The sequence below is a fragment of the Streptomyces sp. NBC_00154 genome, assembly GCF_026342835.1.
Lineage (GTDB): Bacteria > Actinomycetota > Actinomycetes > Streptomycetales > Streptomycetaceae > Streptomyces.
Window position 1 is genome coordinate 1,532,677 of record NZ_JAPEMI010000001.1, and the last position, 25,144, is coordinate 1,557,820.

Annotated in this window: 22 protein-coding genes and 1 pseudogene; 11 read left to right on the forward strand and 12 right to left on the reverse strand. The window is 69.8% G+C overall.

The genetic code is table 11. The features are described 5' to 3' along the window. Positions 1 to 44 precede the first annotated feature (44 nt). Positions 45 to 1,409, reverse strand: a complete 1,365-nt coding sequence (locus OHA03_RS06650) for a cation:dicarboxylase symporter family transporter (protein ID WP_267001690.1) — start codon at positions 1,407 to 1,409, stop codon at positions 45 to 47. Positions 1,410 to 1,539: 130 nt separating this feature from the next. Here OHA03_RS06650 and OHA03_RS06655 point away from each other — a divergent pair, with 130 nt between their 5' ends. From OHA03_RS06655 to OHA03_RS06680, 6 genes are all read left to right on the forward strand, one after another. Then, positions 1,540 to 3,288: a sensor histidine kinase gene (locus OHA03_RS06655; RefSeq protein WP_267001692.1), complete on the forward strand. Its 1,749-nt coding sequence runs from the start codon at positions 1,540 to 1,542 to the stop codon at positions 3,286 to 3,288. Beyond that, positions 3,285 to 3,959 (forward strand): response regulator, encoded by a 675-nt coding sequence (locus OHA03_RS06660; RefSeq protein ID WP_267001694.1) that lies wholly within the window; start codon positions 3,285 to 3,287, stop codon positions 3,957 to 3,959. Before OHA03_RS06655 ends, OHA03_RS06660 begins: the two co-directional genes overlap by 4 nt. 174 nt (positions 3,960 to 4,133) lie before the next feature. Continuing rightward, positions 4,134 to 5,495, forward strand: coding sequence for an ABC transporter substrate-binding protein (locus tag OHA03_RS06665; RefSeq protein WP_267001696.1), 1,362 nt, complete (start codon positions 4,134 to 4,136; stop codon positions 5,493 to 5,495). Positions 5,496 to 5,602: 107 nt separating this feature from the next. After that, entirely contained in the window at positions 5,603 to 6,436 is an 834-nt protein-coding gene (locus tag OHA03_RS06670; protein WP_267007953.1) for a carbohydrate ABC transporter permease, read from the forward strand. Beyond that, positions 6,433 to 7,281, forward strand: coding sequence for a carbohydrate ABC transporter permease (locus OHA03_RS06675; RefSeq protein ID WP_267001698.1), 849 nt, complete (start codon positions 6,433 to 6,435; stop codon positions 7,279 to 7,281). The genes OHA03_RS06670 and OHA03_RS06675 overlap by 4 nt, the downstream gene beginning before the upstream one ends. A gap of 151 nt (positions 7,282 to 7,432) precedes the next feature. Further along, a complete protein-coding gene (locus OHA03_RS06680; RefSeq protein ID WP_267007954.1) occupies positions 7,433 to 8,056 on the forward strand; it encodes an XRE family transcriptional regulator in 624 nt (207 codons plus the stop codon). 72 nt (positions 8,057 to 8,128) lie between these two features. On the opposite strand, the gene OHA03_RS06685 is transcribed toward OHA03_RS06680, so the two are convergent. Beyond that, positions 8,129 to 9,154 (reverse strand): ATP-dependent 6-phosphofructokinase, encoded by a 1,026-nt coding sequence (locus OHA03_RS06685; RefSeq protein WP_030916099.1) that lies wholly within the window; start codon positions 9,152 to 9,154, stop codon positions 8,129 to 8,131. Positions 9,155 to 9,419: 265 nt separating this feature from the next. On the opposite strand from OHA03_RS06685, the gene pta reads away from it, so the two are divergent. From pta to pyk, 3 genes are all read left to right on the forward strand, one after another. Next, on the forward strand, positions 9,420 to 11,492 hold the full coding sequence (gene pta / locus OHA03_RS06690) for a phosphate acetyltransferase (RefSeq protein ID WP_267001702.1): 2,073 nt from the start codon (positions 9,420 to 9,422) through the stop codon (positions 11,490 to 11,492). Between the two features lie 5 nt (positions 11,493 to 11,497). After that, a complete protein-coding gene (locus OHA03_RS06695; protein WP_267001704.1) occupies positions 11,498 to 12,787 on the forward strand; it encodes an acetate kinase in 1,290 nt (429 codons plus the stop codon). A 74-nt stretch (positions 12,788 to 12,861) separates the two neighbouring features. After that, the gene (gene pyk / locus OHA03_RS06700; RefSeq protein WP_267001706.1) at positions 12,862 to 14,292 is read left to right on the forward strand and encodes a pyruvate kinase; all 1,431 of its coding nucleotides are present in this window, start codon (positions 12,862 to 12,864) and stop codon (positions 14,290 to 14,292) included. Positions 14,293 to 14,396: 104 nt separating this feature from the next. On the opposite strand, the gene OHA03_RS06705 is transcribed toward pyk, so the two are convergent. From OHA03_RS06705 to OHA03_RS06720, 4 genes are all read right to left on the reverse strand, one after another. Next, positions 14,397 to 15,650 (reverse strand): hypothetical protein, encoded by a 1,254-nt coding sequence (locus OHA03_RS06705; protein WP_267001708.1) that lies wholly within the window; start codon positions 15,648 to 15,650, stop codon positions 14,397 to 14,399. Beyond that, positions 15,640 to 16,227, reverse strand: a complete 588-nt coding sequence (locus OHA03_RS06710) for a DUF6114 domain-containing protein (protein ID WP_267001710.1) — start codon at positions 16,225 to 16,227, stop codon at positions 15,640 to 15,642. The genes OHA03_RS06705 and OHA03_RS06710 overlap by 11 nt, the downstream gene beginning before the upstream one ends. A gap of 97 nt (positions 16,228 to 16,324) precedes the next feature. Further along, the gene (locus tag OHA03_RS06715; protein ID WP_267001712.1) at positions 16,325 to 16,963 is read right to left on the reverse strand and encodes a DUF6230 family protein; all 639 of its coding nucleotides are present in this window, start codon (positions 16,961 to 16,963) and stop codon (positions 16,325 to 16,327) included. 598 nt (positions 16,964 to 17,561) lie between these two features. After that, positions 17,562 to 18,542: a tetratricopeptide repeat protein gene (locus tag OHA03_RS06720; RefSeq protein ID WP_267001714.1), complete on the reverse strand. Its 981-nt coding sequence runs from the start codon at positions 18,540 to 18,542 to the stop codon at positions 17,562 to 17,564. Between the two features lie 317 nt (positions 18,543 to 18,859). Here OHA03_RS06720 and OHA03_RS06725 point away from each other — a divergent pair, with 317 nt between their 5' ends. After that, positions 18,860 to 19,489, forward strand: coding sequence for a TetR/AcrR family transcriptional regulator (locus OHA03_RS06725; protein WP_267001716.1), 630 nt, complete (start codon positions 18,860 to 18,862; stop codon positions 19,487 to 19,489). 27 nt (positions 19,490 to 19,516) lie between these two features. On the opposite strand, the gene OHA03_RS06730 is transcribed toward OHA03_RS06725, so the two are convergent. The 4 genes from OHA03_RS06730 to OHA03_RS06745 all read right to left on the reverse strand — a co-directional run bounded on the left by OHA03_RS06730 (position 19,517) and on the right by OHA03_RS06745 (position 23,617). After that, entirely contained in the window at positions 19,517 to 21,217 is a 1,701-nt protein-coding gene (locus OHA03_RS06730; protein ID WP_267001718.1) for a methylmalonyl-CoA mutase, read from the reverse strand. A gap of 84 nt (positions 21,218 to 21,301) precedes the next feature. Further along, a complete protein-coding gene (locus tag OHA03_RS06735; protein WP_267001720.1) occupies positions 21,302 to 21,634 on the reverse strand; it encodes a DUF3817 domain-containing protein in 333 nt (110 codons plus the stop codon). 98 nt (positions 21,635 to 21,732) lie between these two features. Further along, positions 21,733 to 22,242 carry a MarR family winged helix-turn-helix transcriptional regulator gene (locus OHA03_RS06740; RefSeq protein ID WP_267001722.1) on the reverse strand — a complete coding sequence of 170 codons (510 nt, stop codon included), beginning with the start codon at positions 22,240 to 22,242 and terminating at the stop codon, positions 21,733 to 21,735. Between the two features lie 10 nt (positions 22,243 to 22,252). Beyond that, complete coding sequence (locus OHA03_RS06745) at positions 22,253 to 23,617, reverse strand: MFS transporter (protein WP_323181161.1); 1,365 nt, start codon at positions 23,615 to 23,617, stop codon at positions 22,253 to 22,255. A gap of 2 nt (positions 23,618 to 23,619) precedes the next feature. Here OHA03_RS06745 and OHA03_RS06750 point away from each other — a divergent pair. Beyond that, a pseudogene (locus OHA03_RS06750) lies at positions 23,620 to 24,356 on the forward strand (DUF5937 family protein); the annotation flags it as partial. Positions 24,357 to 24,413: 57 nt separating this feature from the next. Here OHA03_RS06750 and OHA03_RS06755 read toward each other — a convergent pair. Then, on the reverse strand, positions 24,414 to 24,707 hold the full coding sequence (locus tag OHA03_RS06755) for an MTH1187 family thiamine-binding protein (RefSeq protein ID WP_014048385.1): 294 nt from the start codon (positions 24,705 to 24,707) through the stop codon (positions 24,414 to 24,416). Further along, positions 24,704 to 25,054, reverse strand: coding sequence for a DUF3817 domain-containing protein (locus tag OHA03_RS06760; RefSeq protein ID WP_267001724.1), 351 nt, complete (start codon positions 25,052 to 25,054; stop codon positions 24,704 to 24,706). Before OHA03_RS06760 ends, OHA03_RS06755 begins: the two co-directional genes overlap by 4 nt. Between the last annotated feature and the right edge of the window lie 90 nt (positions 25,055 to 25,144).

A 25,144-nucleotide genomic window follows, 5' to 3' on the forward strand; every position in this document is an offset into this window, starting at 1 on the left:
TGCGGCCGGTACGGGAGTCCCGCACCGGCCGCACACCCACCTCGTTACGCCTTCGTCAGCAAGGGCTTCTCGTCGTCGCCGCCCCTGGACTCCGGGACGTACGGCTCCGCGGGACCCTCATCCGTGATCATCTTCTCGTCGAACGGGATGGAGCCGGAGAGCACCTGGTCCACCCGCTCCTTGTCGATCTCCTTGGTCCAGGTGCCTACCAGCACCGTGGCGACCGCGTTGCCCGCGAAGTTCGTCAGGGCGCGGGCCTCGCTCATGAAGCGGTCGATGCCGACGATCAGACCGACGCCGTCGACCAGGCCGGGGCGGTGGGACTGCAGGCCGCCCGCCAGCGTGGCGAGACCCGCGCCGGTGACGCCCGCTGCACCCTTCGAGGCCACAATCATGAAGAGCAGGAGCGAGACCTGCTCCCCCGCGCTCAGCGGGTCGCCCATCGCGTTGGCGATGAAGAGCGAGGACATCGTCAGATAGATGGCGGTGCCGTCGAGGTTGAACGAGTAGCCGGTCGGCACGGTGATGCCCGCGACGGACTTGCTGACGCCGAGGTGCTCCATCTTGGCGATGAGCCGCGGCAGCGCCGACTCCGAAGACGAGGTGGAGAGGATCAGCAGGAATTCGCGGCCCAGGTACTTCAGCAGGAGCAGCAGGTTCACTCCGGCGACCAGTCGCAGGATCGTGCCGAGCACCACGAAGACGAAGATCGCACAGGTGATGTAGAAGCCGACCATGATGATCGCGAGGGACTTCAGCGCATCGACGCCGGTCTCGCCGACCACCGCTGCCATGGCACCGAACGCGCCGACCGGGGCCGCCCACATGATCATGGCGAGGATGCGGAAGACAAGACGCTGGATGTGGCCGATGCCACGCAGGACCGGTTCGCCCGCCGAGCCCATGGCCTGCAGCGCGAAGCCCGCGAGCAGGGCGATCAGCAGGGTCTGGAGCACTTCGCCCTCGGTGAAGGCGGAGATCATCGTCGTCGGGATGATGCCCAGCAGGAAGTCCGTGGTGGACTCGCTGGCGCCCGCCGCCTGCTTCTCCCCGGCTGCGCGCACCGCTTCGGTGAGGTGGAGACCCTGGCCCGGTTCGAGGATGTTGCCGACGAGCAGACCAATACCGAGGGCCACGGTCGACATCACCAGGAAGTAACCGAGCGCGAGGCCGCCGACGGCGCCGACCTTGGCGGCCTTGCGGACCGAGCCGACGCCCAGCACGATCGTGCAGAAGATGATCGGCGAGATCATCATCTTGATGAGGTTCACGAAGCCGGTACCGATCGGCTTCAGCTCGACGGCCACCCCGGGGGCCACGAAGCCCACCAGGATGCCGAGCGCCACAGCGCCGATCACGGCGAGATACAGATAATGCGTACGGTCCCGCCTGGCGGCTGGCACTCCCACGGGGTTCTCCTCGGCTCGTCCCTGTCCGTCCCCCGTCCCGGGGGGTCCCGGCGAATATCCCGCCCCGTGTGACGGCCGTCACCCTTACGTGCATTTCGTTCATATGTTTTCGGCCAGGCAGACTGTGAGCATGCGTCTCCCACGCCCCCGTACCCGTCCGCGCAGCCTGGCCGGTCAGCTCTTCGCGATGCAGGTGGTGCTGGTTGCGGCCGTGGTGGCGGGGTGCGCGTTCTTCGCGTACGTCTCCGGGAGCGCGCAGGCGGAGGAGACCGCGACCCGGCAGGTCAGGGCGGCGGCGCTGGCGGTGGCCGATTCGCCGTCCGTACGGGAGGCGATCCGCACCCCGGACCCGACCGCCGTGCTCCAGCCGTACGCGGAGAAGGTCCGCAGGGACACCGGGATCGCCTTCGTCACGATCATGAGCCCGGACCGGATCCGTTGGACGCACCCCGACGCGGAACAGATCGGGGAGACGTTCCTCGGCCACACCGCGAGGGCGCTGCGCGGCGAGACGTTCACGGAGACGTACACCGGCACGCTCGGCCCCTCGATCCGGGTCGTCACCCCGGTCCGGGACGGCGGCAGGATCACCGGTCTGGTCAGCGCGGGCATCACGGTCGAGCGGGTCTCCTCGCAGGTGCGGGCGCAGCTCGGCGCGCTGGGGCTCGCGGCGGGCGGGGCACTCACCCTCGGCGGCATCGGCACGTATGTGATCAACGCCCGGCTGCGGCGCCACACGCACGGTATGAACGCCGCCGAGCTGAGCCGGATGCACGACTACCACCAGGCCACGCTGCACGCGGTGCGCGAGGGGCTGCTGATGCTCGACGGCCAGCGCAGGATCGCGCTGGTCAACGACGCGGGCCGGGATCTGCTCGGGCTGCCGCCGGGTGCGGTCGGGCGCCGGGTGGCCGAACTGGAACTGCCGGTGCCGCTGACCGGGGCGCTGCTGGCCTCCGAGGAGCGGGTCGACGAGCTGCATCTGACGGCGGACCGGGTGATCGTGGTCAACACCCGTCCGGTGGTGGGCGGCGAGCAGCGCGGTACGGTCGTGACCCTCCGCGACCACACGGAACTCCAGGCGCTGTCCGGCGAGTTGGACTCGGAGCGGGGGTTCACCCAGGCGCTGCGCTCGCAGGCGCACGAGGCGGCGAACCGGCTGCACACGGTCGTCTCGCTGATCGAGCTCGGCCGGGTGGAGGAGGCGGTCGGCTTCGCTACGGCGGAGCTGGAGCTGGCACAGGTCCTCACCGACCGCGTCGTCGGCGCCGTCGCCGAACCGGTGCTGGCGGCGCTGCTGCTGGGCAAGGCGGCGCAGGCGAACGAGCGGGGGGTGGAGCTGGTGCTCGCGGACGACAGCGTGATCGACGACGGCGCGCTGCCCGCGACGCTGCCGCAGCGCGATCTGGTGACGATCCTCGGCAATCTGATCGACAACGCGGTGGATGCCGCGTCGGAGGCGGCGACGGCCCCGCCGCCCGAAGCGGGTGTCCCGTCCGGCGCGGGGACCGTGCCCGGGGCCGGGGTGGCGGCGGACTCCGCAGTCGTGCCCGCCCAGCGCGGTGCGGCACCGCGCCGCGCCGGCCGCGCGCGGGTCACCGTCACCGCGCTCGCCGACGACCGTGAGCTGCTGCTGCGGGTCGCGGACACCGGGGCCGGGGTCGATCCCGACGTCGCCGCCGAGGTGTTCCACCGCGGCTGGTCGACGCACGGGGCCGGTCGTGGGCTCGGGCTGGCGCTCGTGCAGCAGGCCGTGCACCGGGCCGGCGGGACGGTCGTGCTCGGCGGGGGTCCGGACGGCGGCGCGGAGTTCACCGTACGGCTGCCGCTGTCGCCCTCGGCCACGCAGCAGCACACGCCGAAGGAGCCCACCCCGTGATCCAGGTGCTGGTCGTCGAGGACGATCCCGTGGCCGCCGACGCGCACAGGCTGTACGTCGGCCGGGTCCCCGGCTTCACCGTGGCCGCGGTCGCGCATTCGCGTGCGGAGGCGGTACGGGCGCTGGACCGTACCCAGGTCGATCTGCTGCTCCTGGACCTGTACCTGCCCGATGGACACGGTCTGCAGCTGCTGCGGTCGCTGCGCGCCGCCGGGCACACGGCGGATGTCATCGCCGTGACGTCGGCGCGCGATCTGGGGGTGGTCCGGGAAGGGGTGTCGCTCGGTGTCGTCCAGTACGTGCTGAAGCCGTTCACCTTCGCCACCCTGCGCGACCGCCTCATGCGCTACGCCGAGTTCCGTGCGGCGGCCGGTGAGGCCAGCGGCCAGGACGAGGTGGACCGGGCGCTCGGCGCGCTCCGGGCTCCGCAGCCGTCGCGGCTGCCCAAGGGGCTGAGCGGCCCGACGCTGGAGGCGGTGACCCGTGTGCTGCGGGCCTCCCCGGACGGGGTGACCGCAGCCGCGACGGGCGTGGAGCTGGGCATCTCGCGGATCACCGCACGCCGCTATCTGGAGCACCTGGTGACGGTGGGCCGCGCCGTCCGCAGTCCGCAGTACGGACAGATCGGGCGGCCGGAACTGCACTACCGGTGGGTGGCCGAGACTCGCTGACCGTACGCCCGTCCGTACGTCCGGCCGCGCCGACGCCCATCCGTACATCCAACTGCATTTCCACCCGTACGCCCCACGGACAACAAGCGCTTCCCGCACGGGGATTGACCTTGTCGACGGGCCGGTCCTACGGTCACGGTCTCAGCCCCCCGTGGCTATGAGGAGGTCGTGCCCGTGCGCCCCACCGCCCCACTGATCCTCGCCGCCGCAGTCATCGTTCTGACTGCCGGCTCGTTGACCGCCTGCTCCTCCGGTTCCGGCAGTGATCCGGACACCGTGAAGGTCGCGTACAACCGTTCCACGGACAACAAGATCCGGTTCAAGGACGCCTATCTCGAGTCTGTGAAGAAGCAGTTCGAGAAGGAACACCCCGGCAAGAAGATCAAGTTGATACCGATTCAGGCGGCGGACAACGACTACGCCACCAAGGTGCAGCAGATGATGCGCTCGCCGAAGACGGCACCGGATCTGGTCTACGAGGACACCTTCCGGATCAACTCCGACATCAAGGCCGGCTATCTGCGGCCGCTGGACGCATATCTCGCCAAGTGGGACACCTGGAGCCAGTTCGTGGACACGGCGAAGGCCGCTGCGAAGGCCGAGGACGGCAAGACGTACGGCGTCCCGGACGGCACCGACACCCGCGGGCTCTGGTACAACAAGAAGATCTTCGCCAAGGCGGGGCTGCCGGCCGACTGGCAGCCGAAGAACTGGGAAGAGGTCCTGGACGCGGCCCGCGCGGTCAAGAAGAAGGTCCCCGGCGTCATCCCGCTGAATGTGTACACGGGCAAGGCCCCGGGCGAGGCCGCGGTGATGCAGGGCTTCGAGATGCTGCTGTACGGGACCGGCGACGACCCGCTCTACGACCCCGGCGCCAAGAAGTGGGTGGCCGGCGGACAGGGCTTCCGTGACGCGCTGGGCTTCGTGGGGACGGTGTACGGGGAGAAGCTCGGCCCCGATCCGTCCGACGCGCTCGACCCCAACGTCGGTACGCATGTGGCCACCGAGTGGTTCCCCGAGGGCAAGCTGGCCATCTCGCTGGACGGCTCCTGGATGGGCCAGAACTGGATCAACGAGGGACCCAAGGCGTGGCCCGAGTGGAAGACGGAACTCGGCCAGACCCCGATGCCCACCCAGAACGGCCAGGCGCCCGGGAAGGTGTCCATGTCGGGCGGCTGGACCTGGGCGGTCCCGCAGAAGGCCAAGAACGCCGATCTGGCCTGGGAGTTCGTCAAGACGATGCAGACCCCGCAGAACGCGGCCAAATGGGATGTGGTGGGTGCGCAGATCGCGGTGCGTGAGGACGTGGCGAAGGATCCGACGTATCTGAAGTCGATGCCGGGCATCGACTTCTTCACCGGCCTCGTCCAGTACACCCACTACCGTCCCGCTCTGCCCGTCTATCCGCAGGTGTCGACGGCCATCGGTGAGGCGATGGAGAAGGTGACGACGGGCGACGGATCGCCGGAGTCGGCGGCGAAGGAGTACGACGAGCAGCTGAAGACCCTCGTCGACGGCGCGGTCGTCACGAAGTGAGCGGCGCCGCGTCGAAAGCCGGGCCCCTGCGATCGCGGCGAGCGGGGTCGTGGCAGCAGGCAGGGTCGCCGCGGCGTGCGGGGTCGTGGCGGCAGGCAGGGCGGTGGCTGCCGATCGCCCCCGCCACCGCGCTGCTGCTGCTCTTCCTCGCGGGCCCCATCGGCTACTGCGTATGGATCGCCTTCACCAACACCCAGCTGACCGGATCGTCGAGCTCCGACTTCGTCGGCTTCGCCAACTTCCGGCGGGCGTTCGCCGACGACAACTTCCGTAACGCCGTCCAGTTGACACTCGCCTTCACCTTCCTGTCGTCGATCGTCGGACAGAACACGCTGGGGCTGGCGCTCGCGGGCCTGATGCGGGCCGCGTCCCGCCCGGTCCGTACGGTCACCGGGGCGCTGGTCATCACGGCCTGGGTCCTGCCGGAGATCGTCGCGGCATTCCTGCTGTACGCGTTCTTCCGCCGCGAGGGCACTTTGAACGCGATCCTGGACCAGCTCCATCTGCCCTCCCAGAACTGGCTGTTCACGCTGCCGATCCTGGCAGTGTCGTTCGCCAATGTGTGGCGCGGGACGGCGTTCTCGATGCTGATCTACTCGGCGGCGCTGGCCGAGATCCCGCAGGACATCACGGAGGCCGCCGAGGTCGACGGGGCGAGCGGGCCGCGCCGGCTGTGGCACATCACGCTGCCGATGATCCGCCGTTCCATCGGCACCAATCTGATGCTCAACACCCTCTCCACGCTCTCCGTGTTCGGACTGATCTGGGCGATGACCCGCGGCGGTCCGGGCAACCGCAGCCAGACGCTTCCGGTGTTCATGTACGACCAGGCGTTCGTGAACAGTCTGATCGGCTACGGAACGGCGGTGGCGCTGCTGCTGCTTCTGGTGGGATCCCTGTTCTCGATCGTCTATCTGCGGCTGATGAAGGTGGAGGTGTGACGGGCGTGAAAGGCGTGACGACGTCCCGGCGCACCCGGGCGCGGCTGGCGTCCGACGGGGCGCTGCTGCTGGTCGCGGTGGCGTTCGCGCTGCCGCTGATGTGGCTGCTCTTCGCCTCGTTGGACGGCAGCGCCGATCTTCGGGTGCGACCGCCGACGTCACCGACTCTGGAGAACTTCGACGCGGTCCTCACCGACGAGATCACCTTCACTCCGATGCTCAACAGTCTGCTGTTGTGCGGCAGTGCGACGCTGCTGACCGTGGTGTGCGCGGCGCTGGCCGCGTATCCGCTGTCCCGCCACCGCTCGCGCCTGACCCGCCCGTATCTGCTGACGATCCTGTTCACGACATGTCTGCCGATCACCGCGATCATGGTGCCGGTGTACGGGCTCTTCGTACAGGTCGATCTGATCGACACGATGTACGGGACGGCGCTCTTCCTCGCCACCGCCCAGCTGCCGTTCGCCATCTGGCTGATGAAGAACTTCATGGACGGCGTGCCGAAGGTGCTGGAGGAGGCGGCCTGGACGGACGGGGCGTCGACGACACAGACGCTGGTCCGGGTGGTGCTGCCGCTGATGGGGCCGGGGGTGGGCGTGGTGACGATCTACACCTTCATCATGCTGTGGGGGAACTTCTTCGTCCCCTTCATGCTGCTGCTCTCCCCCGAGCAACTCCCGGCCTCCGTCTCGATCTTCACCTTTTTCGGCAACTACGGATCGGTGGTCTACGGGCAGCTGGCGGCGTTCTCGATCCTGTACTCGACGCCGGTACTGCTGCTGTACATCCTGATCTCGCGCCGGCTCGGCGGCGGGTTCGCCCTGGGCGGCGCGGTCAAGGGATGAGTGGGCGGCGCGGGCCAGGACGTTCCTACGAGCCGTGATCTCGGTCGAACAGACCGTAGTCAGGCCGGGTCCCGGCTCCTACGGTGGGGCCGTGCACCCCACCCCGTCTTTCAATGCCCCCGCCGCGCGCCGACTGCGCGAGGCCCTGGGGATGGCGCCCGGTCATGTCGCCTACGGCCTCAGCGCCCAGTACGGACTCCGGATCAGCGCGGACACCGTCGCCGCCTGGGAGCGTGGTCTCGCGCTGCCCGACGAGAAGGAACTCATGGCGCTGGCCGGAGTGCTGTGGTGCGCGCCGGGCGAGCTGCTGACCGCCGCCCGCACCCTGCACGAACACCGGGTGGCCCGTGGCCTGGCCGTGGACGAGCTGGCGCGGCTGCTGGGGCTGGCGGTCTCCGCGTATCAGCGGATGGAGGAGTCCGGGCGCTGGCGCGGCAACGAACGCCAGTCCGCGGCACTCAGCGAGGCGTTGCAGCTGACGGCGGCCGACTTCGTGACGGCGACGGGACGGCACGAGGAGCTCGGGGAGCTGCTGCGCAGCGCGGTGACAACGCGCTGGCAGGCGTACACCCGGCCGGTGGCGAAGCTGGTGCCGCTGGAGCGGCGGCGGCTGCAGGACGTGCTGGAACAGCTGCACGCCGACTACCAGGCAATGATGGTGTCGACGCTGAGCTGGAGCACGGGAGGTCCGGAGCGGGCGGGCGCGGACGGGGAGGCGGGACGGGCGTTTCTGGACGGGATCGTGGAGCGGTTCTGGGAGACGGCGGGGGCGTAGCGCGGCCGACGGCCGGCCGGTCCTCGGAGGCCGGCCCCGAAGCCGGCCCCCGAAGAGCGTCGGACCCGCCGGTCAGAACACCGACTCCGCCTCGTACATCCGGTCCTTCGGCACCGTCTTCAGCTGTGTGATCGCGTCCGCCAGCGGCACCATCATGATGTCGTTGCCGCGCAGCGCCGTCATCCGGCCGAAGTCGCCCCGGTGCGCCGCCTCGACCGCGTGCCAGCCGAAGCGGGTCGCCAGCACCCGGTCGTACGCGGTCGGCGTGCCACCGCGCTGGACATGGCCGAGAATGACCGGCCGGGCCTCCTTGCCGAGGCGGGTCTCCAGCTCGACCGCGAGCCGGTTGCCGATGCCCTGGAAGCGCTCGTGGCCGAATTGGTCGATCTCGCCCTTGGCGTACGGCATCGAGCCCTCGACCGGGTGCGCGCCCTCGGCGACGCAGATGACCGCGAACTTCTTGCCGCGGGCGAAGCGCTCCTCGACCATCTTGACCAGGTCCGCGACCTCGAACGGCCGCTCGGGCAGACAGATGCCGTGCGCACCGCCCGCCATGCCGGACTCCAGCGCGATCCAGCCCGCGTGCCGGCCCATCACCTCGACGACCATGACCCGCTGGTGCGATTCGGCCGTGGTCTTGAGACGGTCTATGGCTTCGGTGGCGACGCCGACCGCCGTGTCGAAGCCGAAGGTGCGGTCGGTGGACGAGATGTCGTTGTCGATGGTCTTCGGAACGCCGACGACGGGCATTCCGGCGTCCGACAGCATCCGGGCCGCGGTGAGGGTGCCCTCGCCGCCGATCGGGATCAGCACGTCGATGCCGTAACGGCGGCTCAGCTCGTCACAGTTCTCGGCGGCTTCGCGGAGCCGGTCGCGCTCCAGCCGGGCCGAGCCGAGAATGGTGCCGCCGTGCGCGAGGATGCCACTGACCGCGTTGAGGTCGAGGGGGCGGAAGTGGCCGTCGAGGAGTCCCTTGAAGCCGTCCTCGAACCCGATGACTTCATCGCCGTGACCCACCACGGCGCGGTGCACGACCGACCGGATCACTGCGTTCAGACCTGGGCAATCGCCGCCTGCGGTGAGAACTCCGATGCGCATCGTGCCATATCTCCTGCTCGTTAGTGCCGTGCATTTCGGGGGCGACCGCGGAATCCCCCGTACCGTGAGCCACAACGATTGTCCCACGTCAGGTCCGGACCTCGCGCTCTCGGCCTGTCCGGGGCGCGGCACCCGACCGCTACAGGACGTGTGCAGCACCCCGGAACAGGGGCTTTCGCCCGGGGGCGGCTGGTCCGCACCCGCAGGTATCGTCAAAACGGTCGATACCACACCAACCGGCAGCCAGAACGACGGGAGAGCATGCGTGACGCGCAGCGTGTACGTGACGGGGATCGACCGGGGAGACGGCCGCCAGGTCGTCGATCTGGGAGTCATGGAGCTCCTGACACGTCAGGTGGACCGGGTCGGGGTGTTCCGGCCGCTGGTCCACGACAGCCCCGACCGGCTGTTCGAGTTGCTGCGGGCCCGCTACCGGCTCAGCCAGGACCCGTCGTCGGTCTATGGCCTGGACTATGCGGAGGCGTCCGCGCTGCAGGCGGAGAAGGGTACCGACGAGCTGGTCTCGCGGCTCGTCGACCGCTTCCATCAGGTGGCCCGGATGTACGAGGTGGTGCTGGTCCTCGGCACCGACTTCGCGGCCACCCAGCTCCCCGACGAGCTGGCGCTCAATGCCCGGCTGGCCAATGAGTTCGGTGCCTCGGTGATCGCGGTGGTCGGCGGGAAGGGGCAGGACGCGGAGTCGGTGTGGGCCGAGACGCGCAATGCCTACCGGGCGTACGCCGGTCTGGGCTGCGACGTCCTCGCGATGGTGGTGAACCGGGTGGCGGCCGAGGACCGCGAGATCATCGCCGAGCGGCTGACGGCGCGGCTGCCCGTGCCGTGTTCGGTCCTGCCGGACGACGCTGCGCTCTCCGCGCCGACCGTCGCCCAGATCACCGCCGCGCTCGGCGGCACCGTGCTGCTCGGCGACGACGCGGGGCTGGCCCGGGACGCGCTGGACTTCGTCTTCGGCGGTGCGATGCTGCCGAATCTGCTGAACGCGCTGACGCCCGGCTGTCTGGTGGTCACGCCCGGGGACCGGGCGGATCTGGTGGTCGGCGCACTGGCCGCGCACAGCGCCGGCACCCCGCCCATCGCGGGCCTGCTGCTGACGCTCGACGAGCGCCCCGGCGAGGAGATACTCAAGCTGGCCGCACGGCTCGCACCGGGCACCCCGGTCGTGTCGGTGGCCGGCGGCTCCTTCCCCACAGCGGCCGAACTCTTCACGCTGGAGGGCAAGTTGAACGCGGCGACGCCCCGCAAGGCGGAGACCGCACTCGGCCTCTTCGAGCGCCATGTGGACACCCCCGCCCTGCTGGACCGGATCTCGGTGGCCCGCAGTGGCCGCGTCACGCCGATGATGTTCGAGCACGAGCTGCTGGAGCAGGCCCGCGCGGACCGGCGCCGGGTGGTGCTGCCGGAGGGCGCCGAGGAGCGGGTGCTGCGCGCCGCCGATGTGCTGCTGCGCCGCGATGTCTGCGATCTCACCCTCCTCGGCGACCTGGACGTCATCCGGAAGAAGGCGGCCGACCTCGGCATCGATCTTGCCGACACCCAGCTGATCGACCCGCAGACCTCCGAGCTGCGCCAGGCGTTCGCGGAGCGGTACGCACAGTTGCGCGCGCACCGCGGGGTCACGGTGGAGCTGGCGTACGACGTCGTCTCGGACGTGAACTACTTCGGCACCCTGATGGTCCAGGGGGGCCTGGCCGACGGGATGGTCTCCGGGGCCGTGCACTCCACCGCGGCGACGATCCGCCCCGCCTTCGAGATCATCAAGACCCGGGCGGACGCGTCGATCGTGTCGTCCGTCTTCTTCATGTGCCTCGCCGACAAGGTCCTGGTGTACGGCGACTGCGCGGTCAACCCGGACCCGGACGCGGAGCAGCTCGCGGACATCGCCGTCCAGTCCGCCGCCACGGCCGCCCGCTTCGGTGTGGAGCCGCGGATCGCGATGCTCTCGTACTCGACGGGCACCTCGGGCACCGGGGCCGACGTCGACAAGGTGCGCCGGGCGACGGACCGGGTGCGCGAGAGCCGGCCGGACCTCAGGATCGAGGGCCCGATCCAGTACGACGCGGCGGTCGAGCCGAGCGTGGCCGCGACCAAGCTGCCCGGTTCGGAGGTGGCGGGGCAGGCGACCGTGCTGATCTTCCCGGACCTGAACACCGGCAACAACACGTACAAGGCCGTGCAGCGCTCGGCGGGCGCCGTGGCCGTGGGGCCGGTGCTCCAGGGGCTGCGAAAGCCCGTCAACGACCTGTCGCGCGGTGCGCTGGTCCAGGACATCGTCAACACCGTGGCCATTACGGCGATCCAGGCACAGGCCCAGGAGTGAACCGCATGACCCCCACCCCCGTGAAGGAAGGTTCCGCCGCCGTGCAGGCCCGTCGTGTACTCGTCCTCAACTCCGGCTCCTCGTCGGTGAAGTACCAGCTCCTCGACATGAACGACCGCTCCCGGCTCGCGATCGGCCTGGTCGAGCGGATCGGCGAGGAGACCTCCCGTCTGCTGCACACCCCGCTGACCGGGGGCGACGCCGAGACACGTGAGCGCACCGGCAGGATCGCCGACCACGCGGCGGCGCTGAAGACGGCGGCCGAGGAGCTGGCCGCCGACGGGCTGGGCCTGGACTCCCCCGAGCTGGCGGCGATCGGCCACCGGGTGGTGCACGGCGGACTGCGGTTCACCCGGCCCACCGTCATCACCGACGAGGTCCTGACGGAGATCGAGCGGCTCGTCCCGGTGGCGCCGCTGCACAACCCGGCGAACATCACCGGCATCCGTACCGCGCAGGCGCTGCGCCCCGATCTGCCGCAGGTCGCCGTCTTCGACACCGCGTTCCACACGACGATGCCGGAGTACGCGGCGCGGTACGCGATCGACGTGGAGACCGCCGACGCGCACCGGATCCGCCGCTACGGCTTCCACGGCACCTCCCACGCGTACGTCTCCCGCAAGGCCGCCGAGCTGCTGGGACGCACTCCCGAGGAGGTCAACGTCATCGTGCTCCACCTGGGCAACGGTGCCTCGGCCTCGGCGGTGGCGGCGGGCCGGTGCGTGGAGACGTCTATGGGACTGACCCCGCTGGAGGGGCTGGTGATGGGGACGCGGTCCGGGGACATCGACCCGGCGGTCACCTTCCATCTGAAGCGGGTGGCAGGGATGTCCACCGACGAGATCGACGTCCTGCTGAACAAGAGGAGCGGCCTGCTCGGGCTCTGCGGGGACAACGACATGCGGGAGATCCGGCGCCGGATCGACGAGGGCGACGAGCGGGCGGCGCTGGCGTTCGACATCTATGTGCACCGGCTGAAGAAGTACATCGGCGCCTATTCGGCGGTCCTCGGGCGGGTGGATGCCGTGGTGTTCACGGCGGGGGTCGGGGAGAACTCGGCGCCGGTACGGGAGGCTGCGATCGCCGGTCTGGAGGAGCTCGGCCTGGTGGTGGACGCCGGTCTCAACGCCGTGCGGTCCGGCGAACCGAGGCTGATCTCGCCCAACTACGCGCGGGTCGCGGTCGCCGTGGTGCCGACGGACGAGGAGCTGGAGATCGCCGACCAGGCCTTCGCACTGGTCGGACGGGCCGAATCGGCCGGACAGGAAGTGCCGGTCGGACAGGTCGACAACTGAGCACCCCCGCGCCCCTTTGTATCTTCCACCAGACGGAATATTCCGCAGCGAAACAAACCGATAGGATCCGCCTCATGCGCCGTTCCAAAATCGTCTGCACCCTCGGTCCCGCCGTCGACTCCCATGAGCAGCTCGTCGCTCTGATCGAGGCCGGCATGAGCGTGGCCCGTTTCAACTTCAGCCACGGCTCCCACGAGGAACACCAGGGCCGTTACGACCGCGTCCGCAAGGCGGCCGCCGAGACGGGCCGGGCGGTGGGCGTGCTCGCCGACCTCCAGGGCCCGAAGATCCGCCTGGCGAAGTTCGCCGAGGGCCCCGTCGAACTGGTCCGCGGGGACGAGTTCACCATCACCACCGAGGACGTCCCCGGTGACAAGTCGATCTGCGGTACGACCTACAAGGGTCTGCCGAGCGACGTCGCCAAGGGCGACCCGATCCTGATCAACGACGGCAACGTCGAGCTGAAGGTCGTGGCGGTCGACGGCCCCCGGGTCAGGAGCATCGTCATCGAGGGCGGGGTCATCTCCGACCACAAGGGCATCAACCTGCCCGGTGCCGCGGTGAACGTCCCCGCCCTGTCCGAGAAGGACGTGGAGGACCTCCGGTTCGCCCTGCGGATGGGCTGCGACCTGGTCGCACTCTCCTTCGTGCGGGACGCCAGCGACGTCAAGGACGTCCATAAGGTGATGGACGAGGAGGGCCGCCGGGTCCCCGTCATCGCCAAGGTGGAGAAGCCGCAGGCCGTCGAGCACATGGAGGGCGTCGTCATGGCGTTCGACGGTGTCATGGTCGCCCGTGGCGACCTGGCCGTCGAATACCCCCTGGAGAAGGTCCCGATGGTGCAGAAGCGCCTGGTGGAGCTCTGCCGGCGGAACGCCAAGCCGGTGATCGTGGCGACCCAGATGATGGAGTCGATGATCACCAACTCGCGGCCGACCCGCGCCGAGGCGTCCGACGTCGCGAACGCGATCCTGGACGGTGCGGACGCGGTCATGCTGTCCGCCGAGTCCAGCGTCGGCGCGTACCCGATCGAGACGGTCAAGACGATGTCGAAGATCGTCGTCGCAGCCGAGGAGGAACTGCTCTCCAAGGGGCTGCAGCCGCTGGTGCCGGGCAAGAAGCCCCGTACCCAGGGTGGTTCGGTGGCCCGCGCGGCCTGCGAGATCGCGGACTTCCTGGACGGCAAGGCGCTGGTCGCCTTCACCAAGTCCGGTGACACGGCCCGCCGGCTCTCCCGCTACCGCGCCGCGCAGCCGATCCTGGCCTTCACCACCGACGAGTCCACCCGTAACCAGCTCGCGCTGAGCTGGGGCGTCGAGGCCCACGTCGTGCCGCACGTGGACAACACCGACGCCATGGTGGACCTGGTCGACGCGGAACTGCTGAAGCTGAGCCGCTACAACGCCGGCGACACGATGGTCATCACGGCCGGTTCGCCCCCCGGCGTCCCCGGCACCACCAACATGGTCCGGGTGCATCACGTGGGCGGCGGCGCCCGCGACTGACGCGTTCGCCCGCACCGGCGTACGACTGTGGCCCGCACCCCCTTCGAAGGGGGTGCGGGCCACAGTCCTGTGCGGCTCCCGAACGGGTCCTGGATCCACAGGCGCTAGCTGTTGCCGCCGGTGAAGTAGTTGTGCAGCCCGGGCACCGTGAGCGTGCCGCCGAACTGGCCGGCCTGGGTGACCTTCACGTTGGTGAAGAACGCGAACGGTACGTTCACCGGCGGCGGGGTCTGGGGGCTGAACGTGATCGGGATGAGGCCGAAGAGGTTGCCCTTCAGCTCCTCCGTGTACATCGTCACCGTGCCGTTACGGATGGTGGACGTGGAGCCCTTCCGCGCCTGGACATGGCCGGTGGTGCCGTTCGGGCCCTCCGTCAGCTGGTGCAGGTCCTTGATGTCGACGGACGAGGCGGTGAACTTGAGCACCTTCTTGGTGGTGCCGTCGCCCTTCTCCACCTCGACGATGCCCTTGTAGTCGAGCCCGCTCAGGGTGAGCAGCGAACTCTCCAGGATCCACGGCTGGTTCGGCAGCCGGGGGATGCCCTGCTCCAGGTCGGCCGCGGCCAACGCCTTGGGGTCGGCGGTGGGGCACGGGAAGCGCTCCTTGGCGCCGTCCGGGATGTCCACGTCCTTCACGGGGTCGAGGCCCTTGACCCCGTCGTCGAGCTCCTCGACCGTCGTGCCCGCCTTGTCCGCCGCGTCACGGATGGCGTCGGCGGTCTTGCCCACGGTGTCCGTGACCTTGTCGACGGGGTTGTCGGTCGACTTGGTCGCGGTGTCGGACGGCTTCGGGGACGCGGTGGTGGCACTCGGGGACGGGCTCGCCGTCCCCTGGTCCGATCCCCCGAGGAGGCCCTTGAGCGCGTCGCCGACACCCAGCGGGTCCAGCGGGTCCTTCGTCGCCGTGGGCGACGGGGAGGCGCTCGGCGTCGTGGCGGACGCGTCGCCCGACGAGTTCGACGTGCCGCTCGCCGACGAGGTCGCCGAAGGCTTCGGGGTCGCCCCGTCGCCCTGGTCCGAACCGCTGCCGCTGTCACCGGTGGTCTCACTGGCGGACGGCGACGGGGACTTCGTCGCCGAGGCCGACGGCTCCGGAGACTCGCTCGGCTCGTCGGAACGGGTCACGCACGGGCCCGGCGCGAACGGGATGTCCGTCGCGTCGTCGGCCAGCGCAAGCTTGGGGGTGAGCCCCATCCCGACAAAGACCGCCGTCGGCATCGCGGCGAGAGCGAAGGCCTTGCCCGCGGGTATGTGCAGCTTCGTCAGCAGCGATTTCCTGGGGGCCGCGTGACGCGGCCCGCTTCTGCCCCGGAAAACCTCGCCTCCGGTCGAGTTCAGCTGCGTCTCGTCACCCCGCACTGTTCCTCCCGCCGTTGGCTTCAACTTTGCCGTTCGTGCTGTCGTCGCTCCACGGAGCGGGACCCGGGCTGTACGTAGGTCCGGCGCCGAACTGGGGTTCCGTGCCGTCAGGCGCCGAACCCTCAGGAGCTTCCGGGCCCTTCGGGGAACCCCCGGCCGCGTGCTTGGCCGGCTGTTCGCCTGCGGGCGTGCCCGGGGCCCAGGACAGGGCGAGGCAGCCGCCGATCAAGGCGAGCAGGAACCCGACCACGAAACCGCCGAGGTTGGACACCGGAATGGAGACCAGCGCCAGCAGGATCGAGGCGACACCGGCGAACACCCGGACAATTTGGTGGTACCACATGGTCAGACCGAGCGTGACCAGCAGTACACCGATGATCAGTGAGCCCGCACCCGCCGTGGTCGCCATGGCCAGCGTGAGGTGGCCGAGCTTGAGATTGGCGTACGGGAAGTACGCGATCGGCGCCCCACCGAGTGCGGTGAGCAGGCCGGCCCAGAACGGCCGGGTGTGCCGCCAGGCACGGAACCGCAGCCGCCAGTAGGCGAAGTCGCGGGAACCTGTGGTCTCGGCGCTCATGGAAAACAGCTCCCTGGAACCGGTATTGCTGTGAAAAAGAGTGGGAGACGGGCAGGCGGGGCAGCTTCACGCTTCCCCGCCCACCCGGGCGGAGTGCTTAGTAGCACTCCTTGACGCCGTTGTAGAGGCGCATGCTCAGACCGCTGAGCTTGAAGGTGCCGGCGGTGGTCGCCCACGCCTTCTGCTTCACGTTGTCGAGAACCGCACGGTCCGCCTGCTGGGCGAAGCCGTTCTCGTTGACGTTCTCGCCGTCCTTGATCTTCGGACCCTTGTTGGCGTCCTTCGCCGCAACACCGATGTCGATGTTGGTGAACGTGGCGTCGGCGTCCAGATCCGCAACGTCGAGGTACAGGTTCTCGGCGTGAACCGGGGTACCGCCGCCGCCGGCCTTCAGCTGGAGGCTGACGGACCCGAGGAGCGGGATGTCCGGCGTGACCACGGACTGGCACATGCCCGTGATGTCGGCCGACTTGAACGACGAAATAGCGACCGGGTGCAGGGTCTTCTTGTCACCCTTGAGCTCCGCGTAGCCGGCGTCTATGCCGCCGTACTGCGAGAAGCCCTTGCCGTCCAGGTGCTCCGCTGTCACCTTGAACGACTGGCCGGAGACGCTGAACGAAGCAGCCAGCGCACCCTGTGCAAGGGACACACCTACCGCTGCCGTCAGGGCCACGCTCGGCACCATGACGAGAGCGAACCGCTTCCATCTGGTCCCGCCACGAACTTGGGACTCCATGACTTTCCTCCTTCTCGGACGTACATCTCCGGTCCGGGCCTGGCCCGTCCTGGGATGGGAGAAGTGCTACGTCCTCGGAAAGGAGAGCGCCGGAACCGGAGGCGTGAGCCGCGTCCGAATCACTGGCGATCACCCCCGAGCGACAACCACTGGCCACGCGTTCGCGCAACCTGTTCGGACAGGCCCTGCCGGTCAGCAGGAACCCCCCTGTCCGCAGTCGGCGCCACTGCCGCCGACCGACTCGGTGGGGACCCAATTCGGCCGCCGCGCCGACTGGCGGTCGGGCTGGCGTCATTGGACCGAGCGTGGCCGATCGTGGTCCATTCGCGCCCGCGACACAAGGGGGATCGTTACTGGCTAGTAACGGCCCGATAACCGATGCACAACCGGGTGACATCGACCGGCCACACAGGGTGGTGCAGGGCGCATGGAGAAAAGGGGAGATCGAGGTTTGTAAGCGGACAGATCCCAACGCGCGATTTACTGCGAGTAACAGCCCGAGCTTTTATCAAGATTTGGTAAAGCGGGGGCGGGTCTTGTCGCTCGACCGCGAAAAACGGCCGTGGCGCCGGCAGGGCGCCACGGCCGCGTTGTCACATCAGAACAGGACCCGGGCCAGCGCCGTGCGCGCGGCGACGACGCGCGGGTCCTCCGGGCCGATCACCTCGAACAGCTCAAGAAGGCGCAGCCGCGCCGCGTCCCGGTCGTCACCGAAATTGCGGCGCACGGTCTCGACGAGCCGCCCGAAGGCGTCCTCGATATGGCCGCCGACCAGATCCAGATCGGCGGCGGCGATCTGCGCCGCCACATCGCCCGGCTTCTCGGCGGCGTCGTTGCGGACCTGCTGCGGGTCCATGTCCCGCACCCGGGAGAGCAGTTCGGCCTGGGCGAGACCCAGCTTGGCCTCGGTGTTGGCCGGGTCGTCGGAGAGCACGTTCTTGTACGCCTGGACGGCGCCGGCGAAGTCGTTGGCGTCCAGCGCCCGGACCGCCGCTTCGAGCAGCGCGTCGTACGGACCGGCCGGCACCTCGGCCGGGCCCTGCTCGGCTCCCTCCGGACCGGCCGCGGTCGCGTCGACCGCGATCCCGGTGAGGCCGAACCGCTCCTCGCCGACCTGGATCAGCTGGTCCAGGGTCTGCCGGATCTGGGCCTCCGGGGCCGCGCCCTGGAAGAGCGGGAGGGCCTGTCCGGCGACGACGGCGAAGACCGCCGGGATGCCCTGGATACCGAACTGCTGCATCAGCATCTGGTTGGCGTCGACATCGACCTTGGCCAGCAGGAAGCGGCCGTTGTACTCCTGGGCCAGCCGCTCCAGGAGCGGCCCCAACTGCTTGCACGGCTCGCACCACTCGGCCCAGAAGTCGATGACGACGGGGACCTCGGCGGAGCGCTGGAGGACGTCGCGCTCGAAGCCCGCCTCATCGACATCGATCACCAGGGCGGACGGCGGCACGGCTCCGCCGCCACCCTGCCGGGCGGTCTCGGCACGGGCCTGCTCCGCCTTCACCTTGGCCTCACCGGCCGCCTTCACCGCGGCGAGGTCGACGACGCCGCTCATGGACATGTTCCTAGGCTGCATACGTACATCCTCCCCCCTTGGCACGCCGTTGCGGAAAGCGATCCGGGAACCGCATCCGTCCGTGGCTCCCGCCGGCATGCGGGGCGCACGGACATCCACGGTCCGAGAGCCCGCGAAGGGCCCTTTTTCCTGCCGGGTCCCCACCCGGCGCATGTGGCTGTCGTTCGCTCGTGGCGCAGCAACGGCACGGCCGTCGTCCTTACGCTACGACCCGTAGCGTAACTGTCCCGCCCCCCTCATGCACAAGAGTGTTCGGTGATCTGTCTCACGACGAACGGGAACGGCTTGTTCTCGCTACTGGCGGGTATGGTCACGGGATGCTGAGCCACGGCCACCCCAAACCGGCCCGAACGGGACGACCGCGCAACGCCGCGGCCGATGAGGCGATCCTGGAAGCCTGCCGGGCCTCGCTGGTCGACCTCGGCTGGTCGAAGCTGACGATGGGTGATGTGGCCACACGGGCCGGGGTCGCCAAGACGACCCTCTACCGTCGCTGGGCCGGAAAGAACGAACTGGTCGTCGACGCCGTCGCGGTCCTCTTCGACGAGCTAGAACTGCCTGATCTGGGCAGCCTGTCGGCCGATGTGCAGGGCGTGGTGCTGCAGTTCGCCGCGCTGCTGGAGCGCCCGGAGACGAGGACCGCACTGATGGCCGTCGTCGCCGAGTCGACCCGCGACGAGGCGCTGCGGGCCCGGATCCGCGACTCGATCGTGGACAGGCAGAAGCGCCTCGTGCTGCTGGGACGGCAACGGGCGCAGCAGCGCGGCGAGTTGCCCGTCGAGACGGACGAGGCGACGGCGGCCATGACGGCCGACCTGATCTTCGATGTGATCGCCGGTGCGGTCGTGCACCGGGCGCTGGTGAGCGCCGAGCCCGTCGACGAGGACTGGGCCCGGCGCTTCACCGTTCTGCTGCTCGCGGGACTGGGCGCGGCGGCCGCCACGTAACGCGGGGCCGCCGGCCGTGCGCCCCCGTCAGAAGCCGGGCGGCTCGGTGTATGTGCCCCACTCGTCGCGCAGGACCCCGCAGATCTCACCGAGCGTCGCCTCGGCCCGTACCGCTTCGAGCATCGGTCCGATCATGTTCGAGCCGTCGCGCGCGGCGGACAGCATCGCGTCCAGTGAGGCGCGGACCCGGGCGTCGTCACGGGCGGCCTTGCGGCCGACGAGCTCGCGGACCTGCTCGCGCTCGACCTCGTGGCTGACCCGCAGGATCTCCAGGTCGCCGGTGACCGAGCCGTGGTGGACATTGACGCCCACGACCCGCTTGTCGCCCTTCTCCAGCGACTGCTGGTACTGGAAGGCGGACTCGGCGATCTCGCCGGTGAACCAGCCGTCCTCGATCCCGCGCAGGATGCCGGAGGTCATCGGCCCGATGGGGTGCTGCCCGTCCGGGTGCGCCCTGGTGCCGCGCTCCTTGATCTGGTCGAAGATCTTCTCGGCGTCGGCCTCGATCCGGTCGGTGAGCTGCTCGACGTACCAGGAGCCGCCCAGCGGGTCCGCCACATTGGCGACACCGGTCTCCTCCATCAGCACCTGCTGGGTGCGCAGCGCGATCTCGGCGGCCTGCTCGGAGGGGAGCGCGAGGGTCTCGTCGAGGGCGTTGGTGTGCAGCGAGTTGGTGCCGCCGAGGACGGCGGACAGTGCCTCGACCGCGGTCCGTACGACGTTGTTGTACGGCTGCTGGGCGGTGAGGGAGACCCCGGCGGTCTGGGTGTGGAAGCGGAGCCACTGCGCCTTGTCGGTCTTCGCCCCGTACACCTCCTTCATCCAACGGGCCCAGATCCGGCGGGCGGCGCGGAACTTGGCGATCTCCTCGAAGAAGTCGAGGTGCGCGTCGAAGAAGAAGGAGAGCCCGGGGGCGAAGGTGTCGACGTCGAGCCCGCGGGAGAGGCCGAGTTCCACGTAGCCGAAGCCGTCGGCGAGGGTGTAAGCGAGCTCCTGCGCGGCCGTCGCCCCGGCCTCGCGGATGTGGTAGCCGGAGACCGAGAGCGGCTTGTACGCGGGGATGGCGGCGGCGCAGTGCTCCATCAGGTCGCCGATCAGACGCAGATGGGGCTCGGGCTGGAAGAGCCACTCCTTCTGCGCGATGTACTCCTTGAAGATGTCGGTCTGGAGCGTGCCGTTGAGCACCCCAGGGTCGACGCCCTGGCGCTCGGCGGCGACCAGGTACATGCAGAAGACGGGGACGGCGGGGCCGCTGATCGTCATGGACGTCGTGACGTCGCCGAGCGGGATGTCCTTGAAGAGGACCTCCATGTCGGCGGCGGAGTCGATGGCGACACCGCAGTGCCCGACCTCGCCGAGCGAGCGCGGCTCGTCGGAGTCGCGGCCCATCAGCGTCGGCATGTCGAAGGCGACGCTGAGCCCGCCGCCGCCCGCGGCGAGGATCATCTTGTACCGCTCGTTGGTCTGCTCGGCGTTGCCGAAGCCGGCGAACTGGCGGATGGTCCAGGTGCGGCCGCGGTAGCCGGTCGGATAGAGGCCCCGGGTGAAGGGGTACTCACCCGGCCAGCCGATCCGCTCGAAGCCCTCGTAGGTGTCCCCGGGCCGGGGCCCGTACGCGGGCTCGACCGGGTCCCCGGAGAGCGTGGTGAAGTCCGCGTCACGCTTGCGGGCCTTGTCGTAACGGGCCTGCCAGCGTCGGCGGCCTTCCTCGATCGCGTCAGCGTCCATGGAACCAATTTACTAGGACGTCCTAGTAAATGTCGATGACAAACCGCCCGGCGCTTTGCGCGGGGCGGTTCGGGTGGGGCCGGGTCAGACCTTGGCGGTCACCGGGGAGCCGTCCGCGATCAGCGGCTCGACCTCCTGCACCACCTTGCGCTCGACGAAGAACGCGGCGGTCGGGATCGTGCCGGAGATCAGTACCCAGAGGAGCTTGCCCATCGGCCACTTCGCCTTGGAACCCAGGTCGAAGGCGAAGATCAGGTAGATGATGTACAGCACACCGTGGATCTGGGAGACGACGAGCGTCAGACCCTCACCGGTGTCGAAGCCGTACTTGAAGACCATGCAGGTGCAGAGCACCAGCAACATGACGGCGGTGACGTAGGCCATCACCCGATACCGGGTCAGCACACTGCGTTTCATGGCAACGAGCCTAACCGGGCAGCCGGGGGGATCTTGAAGCGGGCCGGGGGTCGTGCGTGCCGGACCCCGCGAGCCCGGCAGGCCCCGAAGGAAAGACCCTAGTGCTCTTCGAAGTCGTGGGCCGCGATCCGCAGCGGACGCAGCATGGCGAAGATCTCCGCGCACTCCTCGGCGTCGTACACCCCGAGTCCGAACTCCATGTCCACCAGGTCCCGGGTGGCCGCCTCGACCACCTCGCGGCCCTTCTCGGTGATGGAGGCGAGCGTGCCGCGACCGTCGTTCGGGTTGGGCCGCTTGGCGACCAGGCCGGACCTGACCAGCCGGTCCACCGTGTTCGTGACGGAGGTGGGGTGCACCATCAACCGCTCGCCGATCTTGGACATCGGCAGCTCGCCCGCCTTGGAGAAGGTGAGCAGCACCAGCGCCTCGTACCGCGCGAAGGTCAGCCCGTACGGTCTGACGACCGCGTCGACCTCGCCGAGCAGGATCTGCTGCGCACGCATGATCGAGGTGATCGCCCCCATCGCGGGGACCGGACCCCAGCGCTGCTGCCAGAGTTCGTCGGCGCGGGCGATGGGATCGAACGGGAGACTGAGCGGCTTCGGCACGGCACCGACCTTACCCACTGGTCATATGCTGGTCAGCCCCGTCTCGTACTTCGGTCCGGCCACCGTCCACAGGTGCGGTCGCGCGTGCGGTTCTGCTGACCTCGCGGACGAGCAGAAGGGTGCAGACGACGCCGATCGCCCCGGAGCCGGCGACCACCCGGTGCACGGGGAGGAACTCGGCGGCCAGGCCGGCGAGGGCCATGCCGATGCCCTGGACCGTCATCAGTCCTGCGGTGAGCAGGGTCATGGCCCGGCCCCGCAGCTCCTCCGGGACGGCGTCGACGAACCACTGGTCGAGGCCGATGATGTACGCCGCACCCACCCCGGCCAGCGCGAGCGCCACCAGGGTCAGGACCGTGCCGGGGCGGAGCCCGTACAGCAGGAGCGGCAGCAGGCCGACAGCGGCGACCGGCAGCACGATCCGGGAGCGGATGCGCGGGGCCAGCACGGCGCCCGCGTACAGCTCGGCGGCGATGTGCCCGACCGGCATCGCGCACATCAGCAGCCCCAGGGCGGCCGGACCGAGGCCGATCTCGTCCGCGTACGGGGCGGCGAGCGCCTCCGGTGCGACGACGAACAGCGCGGGTACCCAGAAGAGCAGCATCAGCGCGCGGATCCTGCGGTCGGCGAGGACGATGCGGGCCCCGGCAAGTGATTCCTTGAGCAGCGCGCCGCCGCGGTCGCCGCCGGTCCTGGCGGGCCGGTTGCGGGTGCCGAAGCGGAGCAGGGCAGCCGAGCAGAGGAACGTCCCGACAGTGATCGTGATCGCCCCGCGCGCGGACAGCGCGGCAAGCAGCACACCGCCCACGCCGAAACCGATCAGCAGCGCGCTCTGCGAGACGATCCGCAGCAGCGAGCGGCCCAGTACGTAGAGGTCGCCCTCGCCGAGGATGTCGGTGAGCGCGGCCATCCGCGTCCCGGTGAAGACGGGCGACACGGAGGCGACGAGACAGCGCAGCGCGAGGAGCCCGCCGACCGGGGTGCCCGGCAGCACCATGACGGCGACGCAGCCCGCGCAGATCAGATCGCAGGTGACAAGAACCCGGCGGGCCGGGTAGCGGTCGGCGACCCCGGCGAAGAGGGTGCCGCCGACGAGGTACGGCAGGAAACCGAGCGCGAAGGTGAGGGCGCTGAGCAGGGGCGAGCCGGTGAGGTCGTAGACGAGGACGGTGAGCGCGAGCTCGCTGACCACGACGCCGAGGAGGGAGAGCAGATGGGCGGCGAAGACGGCCCGGAACTCCCGCACGGCGAAGACGGCACGGTAACCGCGAGGGGTGCGCTCCGGGGACGCGGCGGGGGCCCGGTCCCGGAGCGCGGGCGACGGCTTCGGGTCAATGGGGTCGGCGCGCTCCGGGGAAGGGGCCGAGTCGGGCACCGGAGATCGCCGGCGTACGCGCCATCGACCCCGGCTCATCCGCGAGGACCTGGCCCTGACGCTCGCCGACCAGCCGGGTGCGCTGGACTCCCCTGCCGGACAGGCGCTGCTCGCCGATCCTGCGCGGACGCTGCACGAGCTGGCCGCACTGCTGGAACAGGCCTGGCGGACCCTGGTCGAGCCGGACTGGCCGCGGCTGCGCGCGTTGCTGGAGGCGGACATCGCGTACCACTCGCGCCGGCTCGCCGAGGTCGGCTTCGCGCGGTTGCTCGGCGAGCTGAGCCCCCAGCTCAGGTGGACGGACTCGACCCTCACGCTGGTCGGGATGAAGGGCCGGCACTCCCGGGTGCTCGGCGGGCAGGGCCTCGTTCTGATGCCGAGCGTGTTCGCCTGGCCGGATGTGGTCAGCGGGTACGAACCGCCCTGGCTGCCCGCGGTGATCTATCCCGCGCGCGGGATCGGCGGGCTGTGGACGGAGCCCGCCGACCGTACGCCGCAGACGCTCGCCCGGCTGCTCGGCCGGGCGCGCGCCGACGTGCTGTGTGTGCTCGACGAACCGGCCGGGACGAGCGCCCTCGCCCACCGGCTGGGCCTCGCGCCGTCCTCCGTGTCGGCCCATCTGTCGGTGCTGCGGGCGGCGGGGCTGCTGACGTCACGGCGGTACGGACATCAGGTGCTGTACGAGCGCACGCCGCTCGGGATCGCACTCGCGGTGACATCCGGGGCGGGCACCACCTGACGACGAACCCCCACGCCGTGCGGCGCGGGGGTTCGTCAGGTGGTGCGGCGGCAGGTGTCAGTCCGCGAGGTACCGCTCGACCGTCTCGACCTTGGAGGTCAGGCCGTCGGTGACGCCGGGGCGGATGTCGGCCTTCAGTACGAGGGAGACACGTCCGGCGCGGGCCTCGACGGCCGCGACGGCCCGCTTGACGACGTCCATGACCTCGTCCCACTCACCCTCGACGGAGGTGAACATGGCATCCGTGCGGTTGGGCAGTCCGGACTCGCGGACGACCCGGACGGCGTCGGCGACGTACTCGCCGACATCCTCACCGACACCCAGCGGACTGACGGAGAAGGCGACGATCATGCGCCGACCACGCCTTCCCGGCGGGCGCGGGCGGCGATGACGCCGTCGGCCTCGTAGCGCTTCAGCACCTTGTCGCCGTACAGCCCGCCGAACGGGAGCAGCGCCAGCAGGAAGAAGAACGCGACACGCTTGAACGGCCACTTGGTCTTGGACCACACGTCCAGCAGCAGGACGGCGTAGATCACGAAGAGGACGCCGTGCAGCGCGCCGAGCGGCTTCATCAGGAAGTCGATGTCCGAGACACGGCTGAGGATCGAGCCAAAGATGATCAGCGCCGGGAAGGAGAGCGCCTCGGGAATCGAGATGAGGCGCAGCCGGTGCAGGGCGGTGGCGGTCTTGATGTCCACGAGGGCACCTTCGGTGGGAGGGTCGTGACGGCTTGTGAATGCAGGCACAAGCATCCCCCATTGTGACATCGCGCCCCACATGCCCCGGGG

Coding starts and splice junctions, on each gene's coding strand:
- OHA03_RS06655 (WP_267001692.1), top strand. CDS start 1,540: ATGCGTCTCCCACGCCCCCGTACCCGTCCGCGCAGCCTGGCCGGTCAG.
- OHA03_RS06680 (WP_267007954.1), top strand. CDS start 7,433: ATGGCGCCCGGTCATGTCGCCTACGGCCTCAGCGCCCAGTACGGACTC.
- OHA03_RS06685 (WP_030916099.1), bottom strand. CDS start 9,154: ATGCGCATCGGAGTTCTCACCGCAGGCGGCGATTGCCCAGGTCTGAAC.
- OHA03_RS06695 (WP_267001704.1), top strand. CDS start 11,498: ATGACCCCCACCCCCGTGAAGGAAGGTTCCGCCGCCGTGCAGGCCCGT.
- pyk (WP_267001706.1), top strand. CDS start 12,862: ATGCGCCGTTCCAAAATCGTCTGCACCCTCGGTCCCGCCGTCGACTCC.
- OHA03_RS06710 (WP_267001710.1), bottom strand. CDS start 16,227: ATGAGCGCCGAGACCACAGGTTCCCGCGACTTCGCCTACTGGCGGCTG.
- OHA03_RS06715 (WP_267001712.1), bottom strand. CDS start 16,963: ATGGAGTCCCAAGTTCGTGGCGGGACCAGATGGAAGCGGTTCGCTCTC.
- OHA03_RS06720 (WP_267001714.1), bottom strand. CDS start 18,542: ATGCAGCCTAGGAACATGTCCATGAGCGGCGTCGTCGACCTCGCCGCG.
- OHA03_RS06725 (WP_267001716.1), top strand. CDS start 18,860: ATGCTGAGCCACGGCCACCCCAAACCGGCCCGAACGGGACGACCGCGC.
- OHA03_RS06730 (WP_267001718.1), bottom strand. CDS start 21,217: ATGGACGCTGACGCGATCGAGGAAGGCCGCCGACGCTGGCAGGCCCGT.
- OHA03_RS06735 (WP_267001720.1), bottom strand. CDS start 21,634: ATGAAACGCAGTGTGCTGACCCGGTATCGGGTGATGGCCTACGTCACC.
- OHA03_RS06755 (WP_014048385.1), bottom strand. CDS start 24,707: ATGATCGTCGCCTTCTCCGTCAGTCCGCTGGGTGTCGGTGAGGATGTC.